This window comes from Paenarthrobacter sp. NyZ202 (assembly GCF_049860755.1).
GTDB lineage: Bacteria > Actinomycetota > Actinomycetes > Actinomycetales > Micrococcaceae > Arthrobacter.
Genome location: NZ_CP187556.1, coordinates 1,874,328 through 1,895,718, shown reverse-complemented (window position 1 = coordinate 1,895,718; position 21,391 = coordinate 1,874,328). Strand labels below are relative to the sequence as shown.

Here is a 21,391-nt window from a genome sequence, read left to right as displayed (position 1 = left end):
TAAGGATTCACCGACCCCATGGCCCGCAGCCAAACTTCCGCACGCAAAGGCGAGCCGCTCGGCGATTTCACCGAGACGATCGTCGACATCGATGTCACCTCCGAAATGGAAGGCTCCTTCCTGGAGTACGCCTATTCGGTGATTTATTCGCGTGCCTTGCCAGATGCCCGTGACGGCCTCAAACCTGTTCAACGCCGCATCCTCTACATGATGGCGGACATGGGCCTGCGCCCGGACCGCGGCCACGTCAAGAGCGCCCGTGTAGTGGGCGAGGTCATGGGCAAGCTGCACCCGCACGGTGACGCCGCCATTTACGACGCCATGGTGCGTATGGCGCAGGACTTCTCCCTGCGGCTGCCTTTGATTGACGGCCACGGCAACTTCGGCTCGCTCGACGACGGCCCGGCAGCTCCGCGGTACACCGAAGCCCGCCTTGCGGCGGCCGCCCTCACCATGACCGACCACCTCGATGAAGACGTGGTGGATTTCGTCCCCAATTACGACAACCAGCTGACCCAGCCGGATGTCCTCCCGGCCGCGTTTCCCAACCTGTTGGTCAACGGCACCACGGGGATCGCGGTGGGTATGGCCACCAACATGGCGCCGCACAACCTGGTGGAGGTCATCGCCGCCGCGCGCCACCTGATCGCCAATCCCGAGGCAACCCTGGACGACATCATGAAGTTCGTCCCCGGCCCGGACCTCCCCGCGGGTGGCCGCATCGTCGGCCTGGACGGAATCCGGGACGCCTACGCCACTGGCCGTGGCTCTTTCAAGACCAGGGCCAAGGTTGAGGTGGAACAGCTTTCGGCGCGCCGTACCGGGCTGGTGGTGACGGAACTGCCCTACATGGTGGGACCGGAAAAGGTCATCGAAAAGATCAAGGACGCCGTCAACGCCAAGAAGCTGACCGGTATCAGCGATGTCGTTGACCTGACGGACCGGAACCATGGCCTGCGCCTTGTGATCGAACTCAAGAACGGCTTCAACCCGAACGCAGTCCTCCAGCAGCTCTACCGCTATTCGCCGATGGAGGACTCCTTCGGCATCAACAATGTCACGCTGGTGGACGGCCAGCCCCAGACCCTTGGGCTGTTGCAGCTGCTGCAGGTCTACGTGGACCACCGCCTGAACGTGGTCCGCCGCCGTACCGCGTTCCGGCTTGGGAAGAAGAAGGACCGCCTCCACCTCGTGGAGGGCCTGCTGATCGCGATTGTGGACATTGACGAGGTCATCCAGATCATCCGGTCCTCGGATGAAGCCTCGGCTGCCCGTGAGCGATTGATGTCGATTTACGATCTCACGGAGATCCAGGCCAATTACATCCTGGAGCTGCGCCTGCGGCAGTTGACCAAGTATTCGCGCCTGGAGCTGGAGAAGGAGCAGGACGAGCTGCGCCGCGAGATCGAGGCGCTGGAGGCGATCCTCGGGTCCGACCAGTTGCTGCGGGAACTGGTCTCCGGTGAGCTGGCCGAAATCGCCGAAAAGTACGGCACTCCCCGTCGGACCGTGCTGCTTGAGTCCGAAGCCGTGTCCCCCACCGTGGCTGCTTCCCTCGCCGCGCCGGGCCCCAAGGGCAAGGCGGCGCCGCTTCCGCTGGAGATCCCGGACGACCCCTGCTGGGCCCTGCTCAGCGTGTCCGGACAGATCGCCAGGACATCCAACCAGGAACCGCTGGCTGAAGCGGGACCGCGGGCCAAGCACGATGTCTTCCGGTCCGTCGTCAAGACCACTGCACGCGGTGAGATCGGAGCCGTGACATCGCTGGGCCGCATGCTTCGCCTGCAGGTGATGGACATGCCGGTGCTCCCGCCCGTCAGCGGACTGCCCAACCTCGCCGGCGGGGTTCCTGCCAAGGAGTTCATCACCCTGCTGAAGGGAGAGTCCCTGGTGGCCTTCGTCCCGTTGGATGCCGTGCTGGCACTGGGAACGGCCCAGGGCGTGGTGAAGCGGGTCCAGCCGGATTACCCGCTCAACCGTGAGGACTGGGAGATCATCTCGTTGAAGGACAAGGATTCGGTCCTGGCGGTGGAGCCCGCGCAGGATGACGACGTCGATCTCGTCTTTGTGACCAAGCAGGCGCAGCTGCTTCGGTTCAGTGCCGCCAGCGTCCGTCCCCAAGGCCGGACTGCGGGCGGAATGGCGGGGATTAAACTGGCCGCTGGCGATGAAGTCATCCACTTCGGCGCCGTCCGCGCTGACGATCCTGCCGCCGTCGTGGTCACCATTGCCGGTACCCAGGGGGCTTTGCCGGGAACGGCGCCCGGTACGGCGAAAGTGACCGCCTTCGGTGAGTATCCGTCAAAGGGCCGGGCCACCGGGGGCGTGCGCGTGCACCGCTTCCTGAAGGGTGAGGACACGCTGCTGCTGGCCTGGGCGGGCCATGGGCCTGCCAAAGCGTCATCGGCAGCCGGTGTGGCCAGGGCGTTGCCCCACGAACACGGCCGGAGGGACGGTTCGGGGGTGCCGCTGTCGCAACCAGTGGAAGCCATCGGGCCAAGCATGGCGTGGCCCGGGGAGCCTGCTGACGCCTGAGGATCACGCAGGAGGGCCGGCGACGCAGTAGTCGCCGGCCCTCCTGGTGCGGCAGCCTCTGCCGGCTGCCTGCCGGGCTAGCCGGCCTGGTTGATGCTCAGTATGTTCCCTTCCGTGTCCAGGAACCACGCTGCGGCACTTCCGTCGGGCATCCGGGCGATGCCGTTGTCCGTTTTCAGTCCCGGCTGGTCGTAGTCCTCGAACGTGACACCCTTTTCCCGCAGCTCCGCGACACTGGCAGCGACGTCGTCCACCATCCATCCCATCTGGGTATTTTTGGCGCTGCCCGCGTTCGGCGTTTGGTAGATGAAGAAGCCCGTACCGTTTCCGCATCTGTACTGAAGGTTGTCGTCGGCGTCCGGGTTTTCGGGTTCCAGACCGAGTTTCTCGCTGTAGAACGCGCGGGCCCGGCCAAGATCCAGTGCTGGTAAGACAGCACCCACTTGCTGATCCTTGAGCATGATTTTCTCTTTCCGGCTCTCCCCCCGGGACGAACTCTACTCCGCGGCGGGTGTTCCGTCATGGGAAAAAGCCACCCAATTCAGTACTTCCGTCCGCCCCTTGCGGCGATTCGCCTAGACTGGCCGCATGCCGATCATTCCCGACCAAAAAGACTGGACCTGGGTCCTCTCGAAGCCCTGCCCCGAGTGCGGTTTCGACCCCTCCACGGTGACTCCTGCGACGGTCCCCGGCAGCGTGCTCAGCATGCTCCCCAGGTGGCGCGCGGTCCTGCGCCGGGAGGACGCTTCCGTCCGGCCCAATGACCACACGTGGTCACCCCTGGAGTACGCGTGCCATGTCCGCGACGTTTTCAGCATTTTCGACCAACGGCTGAACCTCATGCTCACCCGGGACGATGCCGCCTTCGATAACTGGGACCAGGACAAGGCCGCCGTGGAGGGCGACTACGGGTCTTCCGACCCGGAGGCCGTTTCCGGGGAACTTACCGTTGAGGGTGAGCAGGTCGCAGCGTCCTTTGCCCGCGTGGTGGAGGACGAATGGAACCGCACGGGAACCCGGAGCAACGGATCGGTCTTTACAGTGCTGACGTTTTCCCGCTACTTCCTTCACGATGTAGTCCACCATCTCCATGATGTGGACGGCTAAAGCATCTTCTCCCACGTCATGCTGCGGTTCACTGCCTGGTACCCCATCCCCACGTACAGCTTGAGCGCTCCGGTGGGGTTGGCCGAATCCACGTCAAGCGAAGCCACATCCATGCCGGCGCCGCTGAAGCGACGGAAGGCATCCGCCAGCAGCGCTTGGGCGATGCCACGGCCACGGTAGCCGCGGCGGACACCCAGCAACTCGGTGTAGCCCTCTTTGAAGCCCCTGTCCGCGGCGGCGTCGGGATCAAAGCTTGCGAGCTGGTACCCGGCCACCTCACCCGTTGCGGCGTCCAGGACCACGGCGCTCAGGTCCGGGCGGGCGGTGGGTTCCTCCAGCGTAAACCGCCATGATTCCTCGTCGCGGGGTTCGCTCCCCCAGTGGTCCCTGAACGCGTCGTTGTGGGCCAGGCGTGCAAGCTCGTGGAAGGCCGGTTCGAAGGTCCGCAGCTCAAGTCCAGTATCGAGCCGGGCCTCCGGTGCGGGACCGGAGAGGGGCCGGTGCATTTCGTTGAACCAGCGGACAATCCCGTAGCCCCGGGCCGTGAACAAGGCCGACTGATGGCCGTGCTGCTCTTCGGTCCTGATCCGCAGGCGGGGCGGGGCGGCCACGTATCCGGCAGCGGCGTCGGCCGCGAACCTGAGCCGGGTCAGTGCTTCCTGCCAGGCCAGGACGGCCGAGCCGATGCCCCGGTGCTGCCAGTCCGGATCAACGCATCCCATGGCATTGGCTTTGTCGCCGTCGGGGTTCTTGGTGATCCGGCCGTAGGCACGGGCTGTCCCGCCCTCGTCCAGGCCAAGCAGTGTGTGGGTGCGCGGATCGTTTTTGCCCGACTCCAGCACGTGGACCAGGTCGCCATGCTTCTCGTACCAGACAGGATGCTCGACGGCGGCAGTCCGGGCGATCAGGTCCGCCCAGTTCCGCAGGTCCCCGGCGGTGGCGGCCCGCCATCGAAGTCCCGTGGCGTCAGTGTCAGGAAGGATCGGTTCGTGGCCGTCTAAGAGCATGCCAACAGGCTACTGAGCGGCCGTCCGCCCGGCCAGTTCCGCCGCGCCGCGCGCCGCTGTGCTGATGAGGCCTGCGAGGTCCAGCCTGGCATCGGCAGGATCGATGTCCTGGGGATTGTGCGTCACCAGCACCACCGTCACCTCCCGCAAACCGCGCCGCAAGGCTGACATCATCTCCCGGGCCGAGTCCGCGTCAAGGTGGGCTGTCGGTTCGTCGAGCAGGAGGACGCGGGCACCTGTCAGCAGGGTCCGGGCCATGGCCAGCCGCTGCCGCTCACCGCCGCTCAGCCGCGAGCCTCCGGGTCCTATGCGCGCATCCAGTCCCCCGGGAAGCTTTGCCACCAGGTCGTCCAGGCCAACGTCGGCCAGTGCCTGATGCATCTCATCATCACCGGGCTTGCTGCCCGCCGGCCTGGCCAGCAACAGGTTTCCACGGATGGTGGAATCAAAAAGGTGCGCTTCCTGGGGGCACCAGGCAGCAGTTCCCGTCAGTTTTACGCTCCCTTCGCTGACGGGGAGGAACCCCAGCAGCACGGACAACAGGGTGGACTTCCCCGCGCCTGACGGCCCTGTCACGGCGAGCCATTGTCCGGGCTGCGCCGTTGCCGAGACGCCCGTGAAGACCAACGGTCCGCCAGGCCAACGTGCACCAAGCCCGCTTAACTCAAGTCCCTCCCGACCATCACGGTCCGGTAAAGCCTGCAACCCGGCGTCGTACTCTTCAGAGGCTTCAGCATGTCCGGCGTCCAGGGCACCGGACCCCGCCACACGTCGCAGGACGGCGGTCAGTGCCGGCGCCTGGCGGAGTGCCGGCACGATTCCGGCGTACGGTTCAACGAGGGCAAGCTGCATCAGCACGATGACAGCCACCAGCTCGGGTGCCATAGAGCCGTTGCGCACATCCGGCGCGGCCAGGACGCCCGCCCAAAGGGCGGCCAGGGAACAGGCAAGGACCGTCACCGCCTGCCCGAGCCCTTCGGCCCACGCCGAGCGTTGGGCCGCGGCGGTGGCAGCCCGGTCCTTCCTTCCCAGGGCAGCCAGCACCGGGGCAGCGACGCCATTGGCGGCCAGCCCCGCGCGGGAATCCAGCACGGATGCGACATCACCCAGGACCTCCTGGTGAAGCTGCTGCGCTGACCGGGCCGCGTTGCGGTCTGCCACGACCGCCGCCAGCGGAGCCACCACAAGGCCTGCGGCGGCGGCCACGGCAACGGCGGGCACAGCGGCCGGAAGAACCAGTGCGGTACTGATCAGGGCCGCAACCGCCACCCCCACGGCGGTCAACGGAGGCAGCACCACCCGGGGCAGGAGGTCCCGCAGGGTATCCACGTCGTCAATGATCGCGCCCAGGACGTTGCCGCCCCGCAGGAGCCGCCGCAGGGATAATGCCCGGCGGCTGAGCGATGCCCAAAGCGTCCCGCGCAGTGTGGTCATGGCGGCAAATACGGCGTCGTGGGTAAGCAGCCGCTCGCAATACCGCAGGACGGCGCGGCCGATTCCAAAGAACCTCACCCCGACGATTGCTCCCAGGAGGTACAGGATAGGGGGCTGCTCACTGGCGCGGATAACGAGCCAACCGGACAAACCGGACAGGGCCACCGCGAACAGCGCTGCCAGGATTCCCACGGAGCAAGCGGCTGCAAACTTCCACCGGACGGGGCGCAGGACAGCCCGAAGGCTGTCCAGGCTCCAGGCCGCGGATGCCACCGGTGCAGCCGCTGCTCCCGGCGCGGTCGGCGTGGTAGTGCCGGGACCCGCCGTTTCCAGCCCGGCGGGGCTCCCCCGGGAGCCGCCGCCGCGGGCACGTCAGGTGAAGAACTCCCGCCGAGGTGGACCACGTGGTCTGCGAGCGCACGGGTTGCCGCGTCATGGGCCACCAGGACCACGGTTGCTGTTCCGCGGACTGACTCAATGGCGCGCCGGACCGCTCCGGCAGTCTGCGGGTCAAGGTGTGCCGTAGGTTCATCGAGGAGCAGGACGGTGGTGCCTGCCTCGATGCGGGCAAGGCCACAGGCCACCGCGACCCTGCGCAGCTCTCCCGGGCTGAGTTCGGCGGGATGCTTTCCGGCGAGGTGGCCGGCGGAGGTCTTGTGCAGCACCCTGTCAGCGGCTGCTGCCTTGTCCGGCGCGGCGAGCCCCTCAAGGTACAGCTCGACTTCTTCCCTGACCGTGGTTGCCACCATGGCAGGATGTTGCGGCACCCAGGCCACGGCGGTACCGGGTCCCGGGAGCTCTACAGAGCCGGTCACGGCAGTTCCGCCGCCGTCGCCGATCAGTCCGGCCAGAACCCCCAGCACGGTGCTCTTGCCGACGCCGCTTGCGCCAGCCAGGGCGGTGACCTGGCCCAGCGGGGCGGTGAAGTCCAAGGGCCCGACGGCGGGAGCTGACCGACCGGCGTATGTCACCGCCAGGCCGCGCACCAGGATTCCGCTGGCGGAGGAGCCGGTTGGGCGTGCCGGGCCGTTACTGGAGGGAAGGGGGCGGGCCGGTGGTGTATCCAGCACGGTGTTGGTTGTTTCGAGCGCGGCCCTGCCGTCGTCGCTGGCGTGGTGCGCTGTGCCCAGCTCCCGCAGGGGCAGGTAGCAGTCCGGGGCAAGGATCAAGGCCAGGAGCCCGGCTTCAAGGGGCATGCTTCCGTCAACAAGCCGAACGCCGATGAACACCGCCACCACTGCCACCGAGATGGTTGCGATCAGTTCCAGGGCGAGGGCCGAGAGGAACGCAACGCGGAGTGTCCCCATCGTTTTGACGCGGTACTGTTCGGAAATTTCCTCCAGCGCGGCGCGCTGTTCGACGGCGCGGCCCAGGCCCACCAGCACCGGAAGCCCCTTGGCCAGCTCGAGGATGTGCCCTGACAATTTCCGCAGTGTCGATTGGGCGTCTTTGACGCTGTCTTCGGTGTGCCGGCCGATGATCACCATGAACAGTGGCACCAGGGGCACCGTCAGGACGATCACCACGGCACTGACCCAGTCGGCGAAGAGGATCCTGGCTCCGATGAGCAGCGGGACGGTGGCGCAGTTGACCAGTGCCGGGAGGTACTGGGTGTAGTAGTCGTCCAGGGCGTCCAGTCCGCGCGTGGCGAGGATGGCCAGGCCGCCGTCGTTGATTCCTCCCACGGGTGCCGGTCCGCCGTTGTCCAGGGCACGTTCCAGGAGCCGTGACCGCAGTTCCTCCTTGACCCCGAGCGCTGCCCGCCGGGCCGCGATCCCCTGCCCCCAGACCGTCAAGGAGCGCAGCAGGGCCCCGCCGGCTCCCCACAACAGGAGGCTGTTCCAGTCGCCCGAACCCTCCGTCAGGCCGGCCAGCATCCCGGCGACGGCCTGCGCCATGAGCACCAGGGACAAGGCTTTCAGTGCGGAGAGCAGCCCGATCACATAAAGGGCAGTCCTGGTGGCCGGACCGGACGGGAAGGCGGGTTTCATGGGTCGCTCAGGCTTCCGGCGTGGAAGGGGCGCCGGGGGTGGTCCCGTCCTTGGAGACCAGTACCTTGGCCGCGATGGCCGGTAGGAAGCCGTGCGCCTCCGGGATGTGGGAGGCACTGACCCTGCGGCGGAACACCCAATAGGTCCAGGCCTGGTAGGCGATGACCAGGGGCAGTCCTACCGCGGCGACGATGCTCATGAGCCCCAGGGTGTAGTCCGAGGATGAGGCGTTGGCGATGGTCAGGTTGAAGGCGGGGTCGATGGTGGACGGAATGACCACCGGGAAGGAAGCACCGAAGATCGATGCCGTGGCGCAGACCACGAAGACACCGGTGGCGGCAAAGGCGCGTCCCTCAAATCCGCTGCGGGCGAGTTGCCAGGCAAGGGCCACGGCCACCACACCCGCCCCGGCAACGATCCAGGTCCAGGCCTCACCGCTGATGAGTTGGACTGCGGCCATCCATCCCAGCATGGGAAGGACCGCCACCGGAAGCAGCCGCACGAACCAGCGCCGGGCGCGGTACCGCACGTCGCCGTCGGTCTTCAGCGCCAGGAAAGCCAGGGCGTGGACCAGGGCGAAGGCCACAACGCCCAGGCCGCCGAGCAAAGCGTAGCCGCTGAACCAGTCCAGGGGGCCGCCATCGCGGTCTCCGTTGGCGTTGATCGGCAGGCCCGTGGTGGTCAACGCCAGGGCAGCGCCGATGCCGAACGCAGCCACGAAGGATCCGAGGGCGATCGCCCAGTCCCAGCCGTTGCGCCAGCGGACCGTGTCCACCTTGCCCCGGTATTCGAAGGCCACCGCACGGAAGATGAGTGCCACGAGGACGCACAGGAGCGGCAGGTACAGGGTGGAGAACAGCGACGCGTACCACAGCGGGAAGGCGGCGAAGGTGGCACCGGCCGCCGTCAGGAGCCACACCTCGTTGCCGTCCCATACCGGGCCGATGGTGTTGAGCAGGACCCTGCGGTCGGTGTTGTTGCGGGCAAAAAGCTTCATGAGCATGCCGACACCGAGGTCGAATCCTTCAAGGAAGAGGTAGCCGGTCCACAACACGGCGATCGCAATGAACCAAAGGGTGGGCAACAGTTCCATGGTGGTTTTCCTTAGCTCCTAGTAGGCAAAGGCCAGGACATCGTCGGCCGTGCCGGCGCCGGGAGTGCCGTCGTCATTCTTGTCGTGTTGCTTGTTTGGGGTGTGGGCGAGTTCCGGCATGGCGGATGCCACGCCTCCCCGCACGTACTTGACCAGCAGCTTTACTTCCACCACAAGGAGGACGGCGTAGATTGCCGTCAGCACCACCAGGGAGCCCAGGAGCTCCCCCGCCGTGACGCCGGGCGAGACTGCTGCGGCGGTGAACATGAAGACCTGGTCGATCCCGTTCATGTCCGGGTTGGGTGCCACCACGAATGGTTGGCGGCCCATCTCGGTAAAGATCCAACCTGCGGCGTTGGCGCCAAAGGGAGCAAGGATGCCAAAGACGGCCAGCCGCATGAGCCACCTGGACGCGGGCACCACTCCCTTGCGCGTCACCCAGAGGGCCAGCAGGGCCGCGAAGGCAGCGATGCCGCCGAACCCGATCATCATGCGGAAGCCCCAGTAGGTGACTTCCATGACGGGAACATACTGGATCTCCTGGCCGGCACGGTCACCGTAGAGGGGGTTGTCGGGCAGGTGCGTGCCGTACTTCTCTTGGTATTCACCCAGCAGGCTGTTGACGCCTTTGACCTCGGTGGTGAAGTCGCCTTTCGCCAGGAAGGAGAGGATGCCCGGAACTTCGATGACGGCCACGATGTCGTCGCAGTTGGTGGCACCAAGGTTGCCCACGCTGAGCACGGAAAACCCGGTGCCGTCATGGCAGGCGGCTTCGGCGGCTGCCATTTTCATGGGCTGCTGTTCGAACATGAGCTTGCCCTGCAGGTCCCCGGTGATGGCGGTGCCGGCGAAGGAAATCATCGCCACGACGGCGCCCAGGCGGAGGGATCGCATCCACACCGAGTAGTCGGCTTTGTCCCGGCCGGGGATGTCAGCTACCCCGGGGACCATCTTGCCGTCGGCGCCGACGGTGTCGATGCCGTCATGGCGGCGGCGCCACAGGTGGTACCAAGCGATGCCGAGCAGGAAGGCCCCTGCCACGCCCAGGGCGCCGAAGAGCGTGTGCGGCACGGCCACCATGGCCGTGTTGTTGGTGAACACAGCCCAGGCATCGGTCATGACAGGCCTGCCATCCACCATCTCCACGCCCACCGGGTGCTGCATCCAGGAGTTGGCCACGATGATGAAGTACGCGGAAAAGACTGACCCGAGCACGGCGATCCAGAGGCACGCAAGGTGCACCCCCCGCTTGAGCTGCTTCCAGCCGAAGATCCAGAGTCCCAGGAACGTGGACTCCACAAAGAAGGCCAGGAGCGCCTCAAGGGCCAGCGGGGCCCCGAAGACATCCCCCACGAACCTGCTGTACTCGCTCCAGGCCATGCCGAACTGGAATTCCTGCACGATGCCCGTGGCAACTCCCATGATGAAGTTGATGAGGAACAGCTTGCCCCAGAACTTGGTCATGCGGAGATACTCGGGCTTTCCCGTCCGGTACCAGATCGTCTGGATGACAGCCACCACCAGCCCAAGGCCGATCGTGAGCGGCACCATCATGAAGTGGTAAACGGTTGTGATCCCGAATTGCCAGCGTGCGATTTCCAAAGCGTCCATGGCTGTCCTTAGTCCGGCGGCCGAAGTGCACCTGCACTTAGTTCTACGTTCTGTAGAAAACTCTCTTCTACACAGTGTAGAACATCAGCAGGGGGCACATGCCCATTCTTCACGTGGCGTTACACACCCGCCAGAGCCACCCTCCCTGCCGCGGCACGCCGATCGTTCTACCTCGCGTAGAATGGAAGGCTGAAACGCGGTAGATTTATCGTGGAATGTTGAATCATCGCCTCCCGCCTGCGGTTCTGCGGCGGGAAGCGGAAGGTAGGGACGGAACAGATGGCAAGTCTTGGGGAACTGGAACGGGCAGTCATGGATCTGCTCTGGGCAAGCCAGGAGGCTGCAACCGCCAACACGCTGCGCGATCTCCTGGCGCAGGATTCCGCTGCCGGTGACGGCTCGGAAGGACACCAGGGCAAGGACCTGGCAGTCACCACCGTGCTCACCGTCCTTTCGCGGCTCGAAAAGAAGGGCCTTGTGGAACGCGAGCGCGGCACCAGGCCGCACCGCTACCAGGCAGTCTCCAGCCGCGCGGACCACACGGCAGAACTCATGCACGAAGTCCTGGGCTCCGCCCCTGACCGGGAGGCAGTCCTGGCCCGCTTCATTGGTTCCGTCTCCGAAAGCGAAGCCGCTACCCTGCGCAAACTGCTCGGCTACAATTAGCCACTATGTTCTGGACCTCATACTTCCTGGCGGTCCTGGCAATCATCCTGGCGTGGCCGGTACCTGTCCTGCTCTCGCGCGCGCAGTGGCCGGCACGCTCCCCCTTCACCGCCATGGTCCTCTGGCAGGCCATAGCACTTGCCGGCGGGCTGTCCATGATCGGCGCCATGCTGGTGTACGGACTGGAGCCCATCGGCGATAACCTGATCGCCGGCCTGAAGAGCCTGGCAGGCATGGTCTTCAACAATGAGCCCACCACGGCGTTGGGTTTCTGGCACTTGTTTGCCCTCTCCGCCGCAGCTCTCCTGACAGCGCACCTGGTGTTCACCCTCCTTCTGACGTATTACAAGATCGAGCGCCAGCGCCGGCGGCACCGTGAACTCCTCACCCTCCTGGCCTCTCCGTCCGACGACGGACCTGGAACCGTGGTCATCAACCACGATTCGCCCGTCGCGTACTGCCTGCCTGGCGGTGCCCGCTCCGTCACCGTCCTGTCCGATGGCCTGATGGCCGCACTGGAACCGGCAGAGCTGCGGGCTGTGCTCATTCACGAAAACGCCCACCTCACCCAGCGTCACGATCTCCTGCTCTGGGCGTTCGCAGCATGGCGCCAGGCCCTGCCCTGGTTTCCCACCACCCGCCTTGCCCAGACGGCCGTCAACTCGCTCATCGAGATGCTGGCAGACGATGTCGCCCTGAGGACGGAAAGCAAGGGCACGCTCATCAAGGCGATCGCCATTGTGTCCAGCGGCAACGCCGCTCCCGCCCCGGACGGCCGGTCAGCCGCCGCGGGCCATGCAGCCTTCAGCGGCCAGGCGGCACTCAGCGGAACCGGCGCCGTCGTGGAGGCTACTTCGGTCAGCGCCACCGGCGGGGCCGATTCACCACGGACGACGGCGTCACGCGTCAGCCGCCTCCTCTCCCCCAAGCCGCCACTCGCCACGGGGCTCCGGGCACTGGTCCTGGCAGTTTCAGCCTTGCTGCTCGCCGTGCCAACGGCCCTGTTGATCGTGCCGGGACTGCTGGGCTGAGCTAGGTGAGGGTAGCTTCGTAGACCTGTTCCGCAAACGTCTCCAGGACATCGCTGCATCCGGCCAGTTGCTGTGCGGCGGCACGCGCTTCCGGAAGGGCAAGAACATCGCGTGCCTTCAAGTCCCGGTACCAGCGACGCAGACGCTCGAGGCTTTGTTCTTCTTCTTCGAGTTCGGCCAGCGTGAACTTGCCAAGCATGGTCTCCTTGGCGATCTCCTCCATGAACTTCCCGCAGTCCTTGGAAAATTCCGCCCATTCTTCGGTGCGGGCGGCAGCAAACGCATCACGAAAGTCCACTCCACCGGTACCACGCGGCCGGGCCTCCACGACTGTCATGGACCCGTTACCCTTCAGCAGTTGATGGATGCGCTCAATCCCGGCCTCGAATGCGGGGTGGGCAGGAAGAATCCACGTGCCCGGAGAGATGGGTACAGCTCCGGATTTCCGCAACCCCCGCCAGACGGCCACCCGGTGCCGGGAGGGCTTTGCCGGAACGTGCACCAACAGCAGCAGCCACTGCAATTCGACATCAACCACAACAGTCAATGTAGCAGCTGTTACATTCAGTGGTGTGACTTCCTCTTCCGGCAGCCAGTTACTGCCCTCCATCGGCGACCACCATCGCTGGCCGCTCTATGCTGCCGGCTTTACCACCGCGTTCGGCGCCCATGCAGTAGCTGCCGGGCTGGGGGCCGAAAGCGCGGACATCGGGTTGAGCCTCCTGGGGCTGGGGCTCCTCCTGGCCCTCTATGACGTTGCTGAAGTTTTCCTGAAACCCCTCTTCGGCGCCCTGAGCGACCGCATCGGTCCCAAACCAGTGATCGTTGGAGGCCTCCTTGCCTTCTCGGCAGCATCACTGGTTGGCCTGTGGGCCGACCAGCCGCTCATGCTGGCCGCGGCCCGGCTCGGACAGGGAATGGCAGCATCAGCCTTCTCACCCGCATCCTCGGCGAGTGTGGCCCGACTCGCCGAGGGCAGGACCGGGCGATACTTCGGCCGCTACGGCTCATGGAAGGGCCTCGGCTATGCGATCGGGCCACTCCTGGGAGCATTGGCCATCGTCCTGGGCGGTTTCAGCCTGCTCTTTGCCGTACTCTCCGGACTTGCACTGGCGGTGTCGGTTTGGGCGGTGGTGGCTGTGCCTAAAATGGCTCCGCTTCCGCGCCCCCGCTACACCCTTTTGGACCTCTGGCAGCAAAGCACGCGATGGTCCTTCCTTGGGCCGACCATCGTCCTGGCAGCCGGCACGGGAGCACTCGGTGCCGCTGTCGGATTCCTGCCGGCCCTGGCTGCCAGGGAAGGCCTGGGAACCGTCGGCAGCGTAGCCGCCGTGAGTGTCCTGGCTGTTGCTTCGTCACTGCTCCAGCCCTACGTCGGCAAGCTCAGGGACCGCGCAGTGATCGGCGACCGGGCAGGCATTGTGGCAGGCCTGCTGGCCATTGCGCTGGGCACGGCACTGGCAGCCATCCTGCCGGGAGGGCCGGGCATCTACACTGCAGCAGTCCTCATTGGAGCAGGCATCGGTGTCGCCACGCCGCTGGCCTTTGCCCACCTGGCGGATGCGACACCACCGGAACGACTGGGCAGGACCATGGGATCGGCGGAGTTGGGCCGTGAGCTCGGTGACGCGGGCGGTCCTCTGCTGGTAGGCGGGGTCGCCGTTGCCGTGGGACTGCCGTGGGGGTTGGGTGCCCTGGCGCTGACCGTGGGGGCTGCAGCACTGGCCGCTCCCGGACATGCCGGGCAGGCGGACCAAAGGACGGGCCCCTAGAAAGTCTTCTCAGGCGTCGATGCGTTCACGATCCAGGGTGGAGGCACCGGCAATGATGAATTCCTTCCGCGGCGCCACATCAGAGCCCATGAGGAGATCGAACACCTCTTCGGCCCGCTGCGCGCTCTCGATTCCCACCTTGCGGAGGGTCCGGTGGCGCGGGTCCATGGTGGTCTCAGCCAGTTGCTGGGCGTCCATCTCGCCCAACCCCTTGTAGCGCTGGATGGGCTCCTTGTAGCGCTTTCCTTCCTTGGCCAGGTTGGACAGCAGGACGTGCAGTTCCGCTTCCGAATAGGTGTAGATCATCTCATTGGCCTTTTGGCCGGGGTTGATCACTTCCACGCGGTGGAGCGGCGGAACGGCAGCGAAAACCCGGCCTGCCTCCACCATCGGGCGCATGTAGCGGAAGAACAGGGTCAGCAACAAGGTGCGGATGTGGGCGCCATCGACGTCGGCATCGGTCATCAAGATGACTTTGCCGTACCGGGCGGCATCGATGTCGAAACTCCTGCCCGAACCGGCCCCCACCACCTGGATGAGGGCTGCGCATTCGGCGTTGGAGAGCATGTCCCCGACGGATGCCTTCTGCACGTTCAGGATCTTGCCACGGATGGGCAGCAGGGCCTGGAAGTCGGAAGAGCGTGCCAGTTTGGCTGTTCCCAGCGCAGAGTCGCCCTCCACGATGAACAGTTCCGAACGCGCCACATCGTCGGTGCGGCAGTCGGCAAGCTTGGTGGGCATCGAAGACGTCTCCAGGGCGTTCTTCCGACGCTGGGTCTCCTTGTGGACACGGGCCGAGATGCGTGACTTCATCTCGCTGACAACCTTTTCCAACAACAGCGCCGACTGGGCTTTGTCGTTACGGTTGGCTGAATTGAGCCGGCTGGTGATTTCCTTCTCCACGACCCGGGCAACAATGGCGCGGACCGCGGAGGTTCCCAGGATCTCCTTGGTCTGGCCCTCGAACTGTGGTTCGGCAAGCCGCACCGTCAACACGGCGGTAAGCCCTGCCAGGACATCGTCCTTTTCAATTTTGTCGTTGCCCGCCTTGAGCTTGCGTGCGTTGGCTTCGATGACCTTGCGGAACGTCTTGAGCAGTGCCGCCTCGAAGCCCGCCTGGTGGGTGCCGCCCTTGGGCGTGGCAATGATGTTAACGAAGCTGCGGACCGTCGTGTCGTAGCCGATTCCCCAGCGGAGGGCTATGTCCACTTCGCAGTCCCGTTCAACGTCAGCGATCTTGCTGTGCCCGTTCTCGTCCAGGACGGGTACGGTCTCCTTGAACTTGCCCGAGCCATGCAGGCGCCAAACATCCGTGACACCGGAATCGGAGGCCAGGAACTCCACGAACTCCGAAATGCCGCCGTCATGATGGAAAACTTCTTCATGGACCCCGTTCTCACCCGGGGTACCGGCGAGCCTGCGCTCGTCACGCACGGTGATTTTCAGTCCCGGAACCAGGAAGGATGTCTGCCTTGCCCTGGCCACAAGATCGTCGTACGAGAAGCGGGCATCAGGGGTGAAGATCTGCCGATCGGCCCAGTAACGGACCCGGGTGCCGGTGACACCCCGTTTGGCTTTCCCGACAACATCCAGGACGGAATTCTCAATGAAGGGTTCGAAGGGGGAATTGGGACCGGGCTTGGCACCTGAATCATTGAAACGGCCGGGCTCGCCGCGGCGGAACGACATCTGGTACGTCTTGCTGCCACGGTCCACCTGGACATCCAGACGGCTGGAGAGCGCATTGACCACGGAGGCGCCAACGCCGTGCAGACCGCCCGAGGCCGTGTAGGAACCACCACCGAACTTGCCGCCGGCATGCAGTTTGGTGAACACGACCTCGACGCCGGACAGGCCTGTCTTCGGTTCGACGTCCACCGGGATGCCCCGTCCGTCGTCGTGGATTTCCACCGAGTTGTCCGCATGGAGGATCACCTTGATGTCGTGCCCGAACCCTGCCAGGGCTTCATCCACGGCGTTGTCGATGATTTCCCAGAGACAATGCATCAGGCCGCGCGAGTCAGTGGAGCCGATGTACATGCCAGGGCGCTTGCGGACAGCTTCCAGCCCTTCCAGAACGGAAAGGTGCCGGGCGTTGTATTCAGAACTAGGTGCCACTCGCAGTGCGCTCCTTCGGGGTCTATCTCAAAGTGATGCCGGGGTGTTTGGCCGTCCGGCACGCCAGTGTTTTCAAGGCAAACACAGCCCATACTAGGGTAGCCGCAGGCCCGGCCCGCGCCCGTGTGCCACTCCAGGGCAGGCGCGGGCTGCGTCGTTACGTTACCCACATGTGATACGCGGACAGCGAAAGTGACCCATCCTTGCCATGGTTCACCAACGAATGCTGGTTATATGGATGTACAGAACTACCAAGGAGGCCGACATGACAACAGCAGTTGCAGACCGCACGCTCAACGCAGCCGACAGGTGCGACCGTTGCGGAGCCCAGGCATACGTCCGCGTTGTACTCGAGTCCTCCGGCGGTGAGCTGCTCTTCTGCGCTCACCACGCACGTGCAGTCGAGGCTACGCTTCGGCCCCTGACCTCGGACTGGCACGACGAGACCGAGCGCCTCAACGAGAAGGCCCCGGTCCCCGTTGACTAACTGAGGCCGGCAGGACCGGATCCATCCGGCTGCAGGGTCACGACGTCGAGGGATCGACTACGCGAGCGACCAACGCTTGACCATGAACGAGGCTCCTCCCACAAAGGGAGGAGCCTCGTTTGCTTGTTTGACCAAACAGTCCCCAGGGCACTGGCCGCTGCGTGGGCTTTAAGTGCCACGGCCCGGCCGGAAGATTCCAGCCGGGCCATGGCACTGACGTGCTCGTATTCCTAGTCCAGGTAGTCCCGCAGAACCTGCGACCGCGAAGGGTGCCGGAGCTTGGACATGGTCTTGGATTCGATCTGGCGGATGCGTTCGCGCGTCACTCCGTAGACCTTGCCGATTTCGTCTAAAGTCTTCGGCTGTCCATCGGTCAACCCGAAGCGCATGGCAACGACCCCTGCTTCCCGCTCGGACAAGGTGTCCAGGACGGAATGAAGCTGTTCCTGGAGCAGCGTAAAGCTGACGGCGTCAGCCGGAACAACGGCTTCCGAGTCTTCGATGAGGTCGCCGAATTCGGAGTCGCCGTCCTCACCCAAGGGGGTGTGCAGGGAGATCGGCTCACGGCCGTACTTCTGGACCTCCACGACTTTCTCGGGAGTCATGTCCAGTTCCAGTGCCAGTTCTTCCGGCGTAGGTTCACGGCCGAGGTCCTGGAGCATCTGGCGCTGGACGCGCGCCAGCTTGTTGATGACTTCCACCATGTGTACCGGAATACGGATGGTGCGTGCCTGGTCGGCCATGGCACGGGTAATGGCCTGGCGGATCCACCATGTGGCATAGGTGGAGAACTTGAAGCCCTTGGTGTAGTCGAACTTCTCCACGGCCCGGATGAGGCCGAGGTTGCCTTCCTGGATCAAATCGAGGAACAGCATGCCGCGACCGGTGTAGCGCTTGGCCAGCGACACCACCAGGCGAAGGTTGGCTTCAAGCAGGTGGTTCTTTGCACGCTTGCCGTCGTGGATCACGAACTCGAGTTCACGGCGCAGCTTCGGATCCATGGAGCCGTCGTCGTTGTTGATCTTCTCTTCGGCGAACAGGCCGGCCTCGATGCGGAGCGCGAGGTCGACTTCCTGCTCGGCGTTCAGCAGCGCAACCTTGCCGATCTGCTTCAGGTAGTCCTTGACGGGGTCAGCGGTAGCGCCGGCTGACATAACCTGCTGGACGGGGGCGTCGTCGTCGTCCGCGTCCGAGTAGACGAATCCGGACCCGGTGGGAGCGGGCTTGTCCTTGGGGGCATCGGAGGTGTCATCGGCGTCGTCGTCGCTTACTTCCACTTCTTCAGCGGCAGCAGGGTCGAAGTCCTCATCCTCGACAGTGACGTCGTCGGTGTCTTCATCGACGTCGCCAGGAGCAGCAGCGGATTCTGCTGCGGCCTTGGCGCCCGGCTTGGGTCCACGCTTCTTGGGAGCCGGCTTGTCGGAATTGCCCTCTCCGGGCTTGTTGGCGGCACGGGTTGCCGCCCGCTTTGCCGAAGTGGCCGCCTTCTTTTCCTCAGCGGACAGTTCGGCCTGGGCGGCAAGTTCCTTCTCGACGGAAGACGGGGTCACAGAAAACCTTTCTAGCGGCGGTCTGTGGAATCACCATGTGGGCAACACCACTATGACCCTGTCAAGTCCGCGATCAATTTCAAATGCGATCGCCACCTGCAGAGTCACTCTGTACAACTGCCGGCGTCACTGAAATGTTCCCGCTCACGGAGCCATTCAACGCATTCAAACGCGGACCCAACCGGGTCTCGGCATCCATTGTCTCACGATTTTGTGAGGAGTACGCCTGTTGAAGAAGTCAGGCTTGTAAGCGGTGTCAGATCCCGCAGCTTTTGTGGGTGCCCCAGGCGGACTCCTGGCGCATTGCCCACGGACAGATCGTTCCCTGGCCCATGATCCCGTTCAGGAGTTCGGCCAGGCGGTAGCCAGGCTCCGCGGCGTCCGCTTTGACGAGGCAGGCATGCGCGTGTGAGCCGCTGCCCTTGCACCACGCAATCCAACCTTGCATGGTCAACGCGGCAGCAGCCACGACCCCCTGTTCTTCATCGGCAATGATGCGGGACAGGAGTTGCTGCAGCGCATCCAAACGAGCCCAGTCTGGAAGGCCGGGCTCGATGCCCAGGAGGACTTCACCGTAGGAGTACACCGTCCCATGCTCCTGTTCAGTGCCGCACGGCGCACCCGACTGGACCAACGCGCGTGCGTCCAAGCCGAAATCCGCCGGATCGACCGGCAGGTCAGCGGAGTCGTCCCCGGGAAACAATCCGAAGGCGACGGCGCCTGCCTCGGCAGTCTCCATTCCGGCCGCGGCCATGACCACTACAGCATCACGCCACGCCGGGCGCCTGAGCGTCGCGCGAAGGAAGCCGGCGAGTTTGACGCCTTCCGCAGTCCCGGCGGCGTCATCCAGTGGGCAGCTTGCCGGAAACGCATCCAGCACCTGCGCCCATATGGAGGTGACGGTCCGGAGGCATTCCAGGCTTGTCCAGGCCTCCTCCAGGCAGCCGGCATAGTACTCTTCGGCAGCGAGAATGGCAGGATCCATGGGTGCGCCGCCGGCCATCGGCATGTCTGCGTCCCCTGTGCCCCGGCGGGACCCCGGCCGCGGGCCCACGGCACTGCCCCGGTAGACCATCTCGGCGCTGAGTTGGCTGCTGCGGATCCGGTCCACAGGCAGACCCGGGAAGGGACAGCAGTCTTCGTCCCCGCAGAAGGCGCCGCGCCAATACTCGCTGCCAACGAGCCAGGCATCCCGCACTTCCAGGCCGGCACGTTCCAGGCAGCCTTGGAGTTCGGACAGCAGTGGAAGCGTGCTGGCCAGCACTGTACCGTCCCCCCAGCCGTCATCCGTATACACGGCCAGGACAACCCCTGTGGCAGCCTTATCAGCCCGCAGGCAACTCCGGACATGTGCCGCAAAACCGGCCAAGGCTGCGTCCGACCGGACAGTGGGGAGGTCTACCCTGAGGGTGGCCCCGAGGATTTTTCCCTGCATGGTGATGGCAACAAGGCTGTCTTCAGGCCAATAACCCAGCAGGTGCGGAATGTAGGCGAGGATGTCTTCAGGCTGGCGGATGCTCAGGATCTCTGTGGTGGTCATGTCCCAAGCTTGGGCAACCGCTGTCCTGACCGGCAGGGACCACTTGCCCTATGTGGATAAAGGCGCGCATCAGCGCTCCTGCGTGGCGTCCGGTCTTGAACGGGCGGACCTTCTGCGTTCCACACGATCCCGGCGCTGTCGTGCCAGCGCCACCATGAGGGGCGCAACATGGACGCCCTGCGCGGCCATCTGCTGCCGGACCTTCCGCCGGGACAGGAGGATCAGGACCGTCCCGATGCCCAACAGCACGAACTGAACACTCAGGGCGATCCGGAAGGGTGCCAGTCCGTACAACTGCCCCTGGGAAAATCCCGTGGAATGGAGGATATCCAGCACGAGGCCAATCAGGTAAATGGCCACCAGGGCTGCAATGAATCCACCCACATTGACGATTCCGGTGGCGGTTCCGATGCGGTGTGAGGGGTTGAAGGTGCGGGCGAAGTCGAAGCCGATCATGGAGCCCGGGCCGCCGACAGCCAGCACCACAACCAGAATGACCAGCAGCCACAGGGGCGCCCGGCCCGGAAGCAGGAGAACAGCCGCCCAGGCCAGGGCCGTTGCCATGGTGATCAGCAGCACCATGGCTGAGCGACGCATGGGATGCCGCGACACAAACCTCCCGAAGCCCGGCCCGGAGAGGATCGCCGTGGCGACAAAGACCGCCATCAGGGCAGAAACCGTACCGGCGTCCAGGCCCTGCGCGGAGAGCAGGAACGGGTAGCCCCAGGACATGGCGAACAGGTTGCCGCTGAACTGCACGGTGAAATGGCTCCACAGCCCAAGGCGGGTGCCCGGCTGCTTCCACGCCCGGGCTACCGATACACCGGTTGCCCGCAGGCCTTGCGCAGTCTGGCGCGGTGGGTGTCCCGGAGGTGCGTCCCGCAGCAGGACCGCCACCAGCACCACAGCCAGCACTGACATGGCGGCCAGGGACAGAAACGCGGGTGTCCATCCTGCCGCGTGCAGGAGAAGCGCGAAGGGCACCACGCTGAACAGCTGCCCCAGCTGCCCGCACATGCCCGTCAACTGCGTGACCAGCGGGGCCCGGGCGGGAGCGAACCACAGCGGCACGAGCCTGATGACGGAGATAAAGGTCATGGCGTCACCGGCCCCGACCAGCACCCGCCCCAGCACGCCGCCAGGGACGCTGTCCGCAAAGGCCAGCTGCAATTGGCCCAGGCCCATGAGCGCAGCTCCGCCAGCCACCATGGCCCGGGAGCCGAACCTGTCTACGAGGATCCCTACGGGAATCTGCAGGCCGGCATAAACCAGCAGTTGGAGCACGGTGAAGAAGGAGATGGCTGCCGCGGTTGCATTGAACCGCTCGGTTGCCTCAAGTCCGGCAACACCAAACGACGTGCGCTGGGCCACTGCCACCAGGTACGCGAAGACGCCGATCGTCCAGATGAGCCAGGCGCGGGGTGCGGTCACCCCACAATTATGCCAGCC

At 65.1% G+C, this 21,391-nt stretch carries 17 protein-coding genes; 6 read left to right on the top strand and 11 right to left on the bottom strand.

What is annotated here, in order from left to right; genetic code table 11:
* Positions 1-18: 18 nt before the first annotated feature.
* Positions 19-2,535 carry a DNA gyrase/topoisomerase IV subunit A gene (locus ACPFL9_RS08730; RefSeq protein ID WP_426007089.1) on the top strand — a complete coding sequence of 839 codons (2,517 nt, stop codon included), beginning with the start codon at positions 19-21 and terminating at the stop codon, positions 2,533-2,535.
* 77 nt (positions 2,536-2,612) lie between these two features.
* Here the strand turns inward: ACPFL9_RS08730 and ACPFL9_RS08725 are convergent, their stop codons facing one another.
* Entirely contained in the window at positions 2,613-2,996 is a 384-nt protein-coding gene (locus ACPFL9_RS08725; RefSeq protein ID WP_426007087.1) for a VOC family protein, read from the bottom strand.
* A 127-nt stretch (positions 2,997-3,123) separates the two neighbouring features.
* Between ACPFL9_RS08725 and ACPFL9_RS08720 the strand changes: the two genes are divergently transcribed.
* Positions 3,124-3,642, top strand: coding sequence for a DinB family protein (locus tag ACPFL9_RS08720; RefSeq protein WP_426007085.1), 519 nt, complete (start codon positions 3,124-3,126; stop codon positions 3,640-3,642).
* Here ACPFL9_RS08720 and ACPFL9_RS08715 read toward each other — a convergent pair.
* The 5 genes from ACPFL9_RS08715 to ACPFL9_RS08695 are packed head-to-tail and all read right to left on the bottom strand — an operon-like array spanning position 3,639 to position 10,778.
* On the bottom strand, positions 3,639-4,649 hold the full coding sequence (locus ACPFL9_RS08715) for a GNAT family N-acetyltransferase (protein WP_426007083.1): 1,011 nt from the start codon (positions 4,647-4,649) through the stop codon (positions 3,639-3,641). The genes ACPFL9_RS08720 and ACPFL9_RS08715 overlap by 4 nt on opposite strands.
* Before the next feature lie 9 nt (positions 4,650-4,658).
* Positions 4,659-6,275: a thiol reductant ABC exporter subunit CydC gene (cydC, locus tag ACPFL9_RS08710; protein WP_426007081.1), complete on the bottom strand. Its 1,617-nt coding sequence runs from the start codon at positions 6,273-6,275 to the stop codon at positions 4,659-4,661.
* Positions 6,158-8,074, bottom strand: a complete 1,917-nt coding sequence (cydD, locus tag ACPFL9_RS08705; RefSeq protein ID WP_426007079.1) for a thiol reductant ABC exporter subunit CydD — start codon at positions 8,072-8,074, stop codon at positions 6,158-6,160. Before cydD ends, cydC begins: the two co-directional genes overlap by 118 nt.
* A 7-nt stretch (positions 8,075-8,081) precedes the next feature.
* Positions 8,082-9,167, bottom strand: a complete 1,086-nt coding sequence (gene cydB, locus ACPFL9_RS08700) for a cytochrome d ubiquinol oxidase subunit II (protein ID WP_426007077.1) — start codon at positions 9,165-9,167, stop codon at positions 8,082-8,084.
* Positions 9,168-9,185: 18 nt separating this feature from the next.
* On the bottom strand, positions 9,186-10,778 hold the full coding sequence (locus ACPFL9_RS08695) for a cytochrome ubiquinol oxidase subunit I (RefSeq protein WP_426007075.1): 1,593 nt from the start codon (positions 10,776-10,778) through the stop codon (positions 9,186-9,188).
* A 279-nt stretch (positions 10,779-11,057) separates the two neighbouring features.
* Between ACPFL9_RS08695 and ACPFL9_RS08690 the strand changes: the two genes are divergently transcribed.
* Positions 11,058-11,444 carry a BlaI/MecI/CopY family transcriptional regulator gene (locus ACPFL9_RS08690; RefSeq protein ID WP_426007073.1) on the top strand — a complete coding sequence of 129 codons (387 nt, stop codon included), beginning with the start codon at positions 11,058-11,060 and terminating at the stop codon, positions 11,442-11,444.
* A gap of 5 nt (positions 11,445-11,449) precedes the next feature.
* Positions 11,450-12,475: a M56 family metallopeptidase gene (locus ACPFL9_RS08685; RefSeq protein ID WP_426007071.1), complete on the top strand. Its 1,026-nt coding sequence runs from the start codon at positions 11,450-11,452 to the stop codon at positions 12,473-12,475.
* Position 12,476: 1 nt separating this feature from the next.
* Here the strand turns inward: ACPFL9_RS08685 and ACPFL9_RS08680 are convergent, their stop codons facing one another.
* Complete coding sequence (locus ACPFL9_RS08680; RefSeq protein ID WP_426007070.1) at positions 12,477-13,013, bottom strand: Chromate resistance protein ChrB; 537 nt, start codon at positions 13,011-13,013, stop codon at positions 12,477-12,479.
* A 34-nt stretch (positions 13,014-13,047) separates the two neighbouring features.
* On the opposite strand from ACPFL9_RS08680, the gene ACPFL9_RS08675 reads away from it, so the two are divergent.
* Positions 13,048-14,247 carry an MFS transporter gene (locus ACPFL9_RS08675; protein WP_426007068.1) on the top strand — a complete coding sequence of 400 codons (1,200 nt, stop codon included), beginning with the start codon at positions 13,048-13,050 and terminating at the stop codon, positions 14,245-14,247.
* Positions 14,248-14,256: 9 nt separating this feature from the next.
* Here ACPFL9_RS08675 and ACPFL9_RS08670 read toward each other — a convergent pair whose 3' ends face one another.
* Complete coding sequence (locus ACPFL9_RS08670; RefSeq protein WP_426007066.1) at positions 14,257-16,365, bottom strand: DNA gyrase/topoisomerase IV subunit B; 2,109 nt, start codon at positions 16,363-16,365, stop codon at positions 14,257-14,259.
* Positions 16,366-16,630: 265 nt separating this feature from the next.
* On the opposite strand from ACPFL9_RS08670, the gene ACPFL9_RS08665 reads away from it, so the two are divergent.
* Positions 16,631-16,852 (top strand): DUF7455 domain-containing protein, encoded by a 222-nt coding sequence (locus ACPFL9_RS08665; RefSeq protein WP_426007065.1) that lies wholly within the window; start codon positions 16,631-16,633, stop codon positions 16,850-16,852.
* 230 nt (positions 16,853-17,082) lie between these two features.
* On the opposite strand, the gene ACPFL9_RS08660 is transcribed toward ACPFL9_RS08665, so the two are convergent.
* From ACPFL9_RS08660 to ACPFL9_RS08650, 3 genes are all read right to left on the bottom strand, one after another.
* The gene (locus tag ACPFL9_RS08660) at positions 17,083-18,402 is read right to left on the bottom strand and encodes an RNA polymerase sigma factor (protein ID WP_426007063.1); all 1,320 of its coding nucleotides are present in this window, start codon (positions 18,400-18,402) and stop codon (positions 17,083-17,085) included.
* Positions 18,403-18,658: 256 nt separating this feature from the next.
* Positions 18,659-19,942 (bottom strand): DUF4192 domain-containing protein, encoded by a 1,284-nt coding sequence (locus ACPFL9_RS08655; protein ID WP_426007061.1) that lies wholly within the window; start codon positions 19,940-19,942, stop codon positions 18,659-18,661.
* Positions 19,943-20,011: 69 nt separating this feature from the next.
* Complete coding sequence (locus tag ACPFL9_RS08650; RefSeq protein ID WP_426007059.1) at positions 20,012-21,373, bottom strand: MFS transporter; 1,362 nt, start codon at positions 21,371-21,373, stop codon at positions 20,012-20,014.
* Positions 21,374-21,391: the final 18 nt, after the last annotated feature.